Origin of the sequence: Sinomonas notoginsengisoli (assembly GCF_021554725.1) — a bacterium.
Taxonomy (GTDB): domain Bacteria; phylum Actinomycetota; class Actinomycetes; order Actinomycetales; family Micrococcaceae; genus Sinomonas; species Sinomonas notoginsengisoli.
This window is the reverse complement of record NZ_JAIZDP010000024.1, coordinates 1-4,430: the sequence shown is the minus strand read 5'-3', so window position 1 is coordinate 4,430 and position 4,430 is coordinate 1. Positions and strand designations below refer to the sequence as shown.

Below are 4,430 nucleotides of genomic sequence, written 5' to 3'. Positions count from 1 at the left end.
TCCAAGTTGTCATATTTCGAGAATACGGGAGTGAGACACATTGATGAGACAAGAAGAGATCCGAACTTCCTTGAATTTCCGAGAGAGCCAACCACGTGTCGGGGGCGGGGTGCAGGAGTCCCGTCAAAGGAACCATTGACCGGATGTGCCCATTCCGCTGGAGTGCGTAGGGAGCCGCGGGCAGCTGACCACGTTTCCCCGTCTCGGGAGCTGCTGGGTTGCTGCCGGGGCCGTCGCCGTCGGATCCTTGAGCCGACGGCCGACCGGAAGGGGCGTGGCCATGGGAACGGGACCCAGACCTGACGGCGCAGGGGAGCCGGTCCGTGAGGGCCTGCTCTGGATCTCCGAGGACTTCGGACGCATCGTGAGCACAGTGCACGCGTCCGAGCTGTGCGCCCCGACGCGGGGGACGCGGTGGACGAATCGCCAGCTGCTGTTCCACATGGTGCTGGGGCAGAACATCGCAAGGACATCCATCCCGCTCTTCGGGACGTTATCACGTCTCCCCCCGGGCGCCTCACGGGCCTGGATCGCTCTGCTGGAGGCCTGCACCGGCCCGTACAACTGGCTGAACTGGACCGGTGCGGTGGCCGGGGCACGGGTCATGGGCGTGGGCTCGATGGGGCGCATGATGGACCGGACGACGCGGGCGATCGTGCGCTGGTACGACCGGGCCGGCGCCGAGGACCTGGCGCGAGGCATGTCCGTGCCGCCCTCGTGGGACCCGTACTTCTCCGACTGGATGGACCGCAGGGACATCCTGGAATGGGCCCCGCAGCACTACCGGCACCACCGTGCCCAGCTGACCCTGAGCACTCTGCCCGACTGAAGACTGCTCCGGGCCCTCTGCGGGCTCAGGTCGCGACCTGTCCGCCATGGTGGTGTCAGGGGGCGAGTTCGTCCACGAGGGCCCGGACGTGGGCATGGATGTCGTCGCGGACCAGGCGCATGCGCTCGGCGCCCTCGATGCCGCGTTCGGAGGGCTCGTCGGTCTCCCAGACGCGCACCTCGACACCTTCGGGCGCCTCGACCTGGGCCTCGGCGCCGACGACCACGACCAGGTCGGTGGCGGCGAGCAGGTCGGGGTCGATGGGCTTGGGGTGTTCGTCGCCCACGCCGACACCGATGGCGAGGGACTCGACCGACTGGGCGTTCAGGGACTTGCCGGGGCGGGTGCCGGCAGAGCGGACGTCGACGGCGTCGCCGGCCTCGTCGCGCATCAGGGCGGCGGCCATCTGGGACTTGCCGCCGTTCTTGACGCAGACGAACAGGACAGAGGGCTTGGTCACGGGCGCGTCCCTTCGGCGGGGGTGGCGGGGTGGTCGGTGGCGGTGCGGATCCCGGCGAGGAGGGCGTCCACGTGGGAGGTGATCTGGGCGGTGATCTCCTGAAGCTGCTCGGGGTGGGTGGCCGGGTCCTCGACGGCCCAGTCGAGGTAGTGCTTGCCGGGGTAGACGGGGCAGGAGTCGCCGCAGCCCATGGTGATGACGTAGTCGGCGGCGCGGACGACGTCGTCGGTGAGGGGCTTGGGGAAGTCCTCGGCCAGGTCCCAGCCGCGGGCGGTGACCAGGGCCGCGACGGCGGGGTTGACCTCGGCTGCGGGCATGGATCCCGCGGTGCGCACGTGCACCGCCGGCCCTGCGGTGTGGCGGAGGTAGGCGGCGGCGAGCTGGGAGCGGCCGCTGTTCTGCACGCACACGAACAGGACCTCGGGCACGTCCTTGGGCGCGGCGCCGGTGGACTGGGCCAGCGCGGTGAGGCGGTCCTTGGCGAAGTGCTCGGTAAGGGCGGTGAGGTAGTTGCGGATCCGGGCGGTGCGGGCCAGCGCCGTGTAGGACTCGAACACGTACCGCTCGACCGTCTCCGGGGAGAACGTCCCGGCGAAGCGGGCGGCGAGGTCGGCGCTGACGCGCTCGAGCACCCGCTGGTCGGTGTGCATGTCGGGCTGGGGTGCCATGGCTGCTCCCTTTCTCTCGGTGGGTGGGGGCGTTGGTGCGGGTCAGGAGTGGGTGGGCTCCTCGACGAGGGCCGTGGCGATCGTGGCTGCGTCCTCCAAGGCGGCGAGGTAGCGTTCGGCGTCCAGGGCAGCGGCGCAGCCGGTGCCGGCGGCGGTGATGGCCTGCCGGTAGCGGTGGTCGACGGCGTCGCCGCAGGCGAAGACCCCGTCGAGGTTGGTCACGGTGGTGGGGGCGTCGACGCGGATGTAGCCCTCCGGGTCGAGGTCAATCTGGCCCGCGACGAGCTCGGTGCGGGGCAGGTGCCCGATCGCGACGAACACCCCGGTCGCGTCGAGCCGGCGCTCCTGGCCGGTGACGGTGTCGGTGAGGGTCACGCCGGTGACCTTCCCGTCGCCGTGGACGGCGGTGACCGCGGAGTTGTACTCGAAGCGGATCTTCGGGTTCTCCAGGGCCCGGCGGGCCATGATCTTCGAGGCGCGCAGCACGTCGCGGCGGACCACGACGGTCACGGAGCGGGCGAAGCGGGTCAGGAAGGTGGCCTCCTCCATCGCCGAGTCCCCGCCGCCGACCACGACGATGTCCTGGTCCTTGAAGAAGAACCCGTCGCAGGTCGCGCACCAGGAGATGCCGTGGCCGCTGAGGGCCTTCTCCTCGGGCAGGCCCAGCTCGCGGTAGGCCGAGCCGGTGGCCAGGATCACCGCACGGGCCTGAAGGGTCTCGCCGCTGCCGAGCGTGACCGTCTTGACGGGCCCGGTCAGGTCGACGGCGGTGGCGTCCTCGAAGAGGATGCGGGCGCCGAACCGCTCGGCCTGGGACTGGAGGCCGTCCATGAGCTCGGGGCCCTGGATGCCCTCGGCGAAGCCGGGGAAGTTCTCCACCTCGGTGGTGTTCATCAGCGCCCCGCCCGCGGTGACCGACCCGGCGACGACGACCGGCTCGAGGCCGGCCCGGGCGGTGTAGACGGCGGCCGTGTACCCGGCGGGGCCTGAACCGATAATGACGACGTTCTCAGCCACTGGTCAGGCCCTCTTCTCAGGCGCCCGCGGGCAGCAGTTCGGCGATGAGCGCCTCGACGCGGCCTCTGATGTCGTCGCGGATCGGGCGGACGGAGTCGATGCCCTTGCCGGCGGGGTCCTCGAGTTCCCAGTCCTCGTAGCGCTTGCCAGGGAAGATCGGGCAGGTGTCCCCGCAGCCCATCGTGATGACCACGTCCGAGTCCTTCACGGCCTCGGTGGTGAGGACCTTCGGCTTCTCGGCGCGGATGTCGATGCCCTCCTCGAGCATCGCCTCCACCGCGGCCGGGTTCACCGTCTCGGCGGGCTCGGACCCGGCGGAACGGACCTCGACCCGCCCGTGCGAGAGGTGGTTCAGGTAGGCGGCGGCCATTTGGGACCGGCCGGCGTTGTGGACGCAGACGAACAGGACGGAGGGCTTCTGGGCGGTTTCCTGGCTCATGAGATGACTTCCTTCTCGGCCGCGGATGCGGCACCGACGACGGTGGGGTAGAGGAGCCGGACGAGGAGCAGCCCGAGGGCGCCGCCGATCAGCTGGGCCAGGACGAAGCCCGGCACGGAGGCGGGCGCGATCCCGGCGAAGGTGTCCGTGACGGTCCGGGCGAGGGTCACGGCGGGGTTGGCGAAGCTGGTGGAGCTGGTGAACCAGTACGCGGCGGCGATGTACCCGCCGACGGCGAACGCGACCCGGTCGGCCCGGCCGGAGCGGACCGTGCCGAACACCACCAGCAGCAGGCCCACGGTCGCCACGACCTCCCCGAGCCAGAGCCCGGGACCGGTGCGCTCATGGGCGGAGAGGGTGACGGCGTCGAGGCCGAACATCAGGTTCGCCACGACCGTGCCCAGCAGCCCGCCGGCGAACTGGGCCACGATCAGCGCCGCCGCCGAGCGGGTGTCGATGACCCCCAGCAGGCGCTCGACGAGGGTCACGACCGGGTTGAAGGAGGCCGAGACCGGCTGCAGCGCGACAATCAGCGCGACAAGGGCGGCGCCCGTGGCGATGCTGTTCTCCAGCAGCGCCAGGCCCGTGTCGTTCGGCGAGAGCCGGGAGGCCATGACCCCGGAGCCCACCACGGCCACGACCAGGAAGGCCGTGCCGACGAGCTCCGCGCCGGCCCGGCGCACCAGAGGGCTCACTCGGGGGCCCCGGCGGTGCACGAGCGGACGCGCGGAAACAGCCTCGGCTGCGCCGCTCGGCCGAAGGGGCCCAGCGGCGGGGGAGTCAGGGTCTGGCCCATCACATGCATGTCTCCGTATCTCTCTGTTCTTTGAGCAGGGTGCCGTCGCCGACGGTGCCCCAGCGCTCACGGAAGTCGGTCTCCTGCCATCAGCTTGCGCCACCTACGTCATTCCAGTCAAAATTGACTCAATGGATACTGAGCTGAATTCGCTGGAGCACCGTGCCGCCGTGCACGCGGCCCTCGGCGAGCCCGCCCGGCTGCGGATCGTGGACCTCCTC

At 70.7% G+C, this 4,430-nt stretch carries 6 protein-coding genes; 1 reads left to right on the top strand and 5 read right to left on the bottom strand.

Features of this window, described 5'->3' with window-relative positions:
• The first annotated feature begins 280 nt into the window (after positions 1-280).
• Complete coding sequence (locus LF262_RS16800; RefSeq protein WP_235781555.1) at positions 281-829, top strand: DinB family protein; 549 nt, start codon at positions 281-283, stop codon at positions 827-829.
• Positions 830-884: 55 nt separating this feature from the next.
• On the opposite strand, the gene LF262_RS16795 is transcribed toward LF262_RS16800, so the two are convergent.
• Genes LF262_RS16795 through LF262_RS16775 form a run of 5 tightly spaced genes read right to left on the bottom strand, consistent with a single transcriptional unit; the run spans position 885 to position 4,108 of the window.
• Entirely contained in the window at positions 885-1,289 is a 405-nt protein-coding gene (locus tag LF262_RS16795) for an arsenate-mycothiol transferase ArsC (RefSeq protein WP_308190556.1), read from the bottom strand.
• Positions 1,286-1,957, bottom strand: a complete 672-nt coding sequence (locus tag LF262_RS16790; protein ID WP_235781554.1) for a three-helix bundle dimerization domain-containing protein — start codon at positions 1,955-1,957, stop codon at positions 1,286-1,288. The genes LF262_RS16795 and LF262_RS16790 overlap by 4 nt, the downstream gene beginning before the upstream one ends.
• A 42-nt stretch (positions 1,958-1,999) precedes the next feature.
• Positions 2,000-2,974: a thioredoxin-disulfide reductase gene (trxB, locus tag LF262_RS16785; RefSeq protein WP_235781553.1), complete on the bottom strand. Its 975-nt coding sequence runs from the start codon at positions 2,972-2,974 to the stop codon at positions 2,000-2,002.
• A gap of 16 nt (positions 2,975-2,990) precedes the next feature.
• Positions 2,991-3,413 (bottom strand): arsenate reductase ArsC, encoded by a 423-nt coding sequence (locus LF262_RS16780; protein WP_235781552.1) that lies wholly within the window; start codon positions 3,411-3,413, stop codon positions 2,991-2,993.
• Positions 3,410-4,108, bottom strand: coding sequence for an aquaporin (locus LF262_RS16775; RefSeq protein ID WP_235781551.1), 699 nt, complete (start codon positions 4,106-4,108; stop codon positions 3,410-3,412). Before LF262_RS16775 ends, LF262_RS16780 begins: the two co-directional genes overlap by 4 nt.
• Between the last annotated feature and the right edge of the window lie 322 nt (positions 4,109-4,430).

Coding starts and splice junctions, on each gene's coding strand:
- LF262_RS16800 (WP_235781555.1), top strand. CDS start 281: ATGGGAACGGGACCCAGACCTGACGGCGCAGGGGAGCCGGTCCGTGAG.
- LF262_RS16790 (WP_235781554.1), bottom strand. CDS start 1,957: ATGGCACCCCAGCCCGACATGCACACCGACCAGCGGGTGCTCGAGCGC.
- LF262_RS16780 (WP_235781552.1), bottom strand. CDS start 3,413: ATGAGCCAGGAAACCGCCCAGAAGCCCTCCGTCCTGTTCGTCTGCGTC.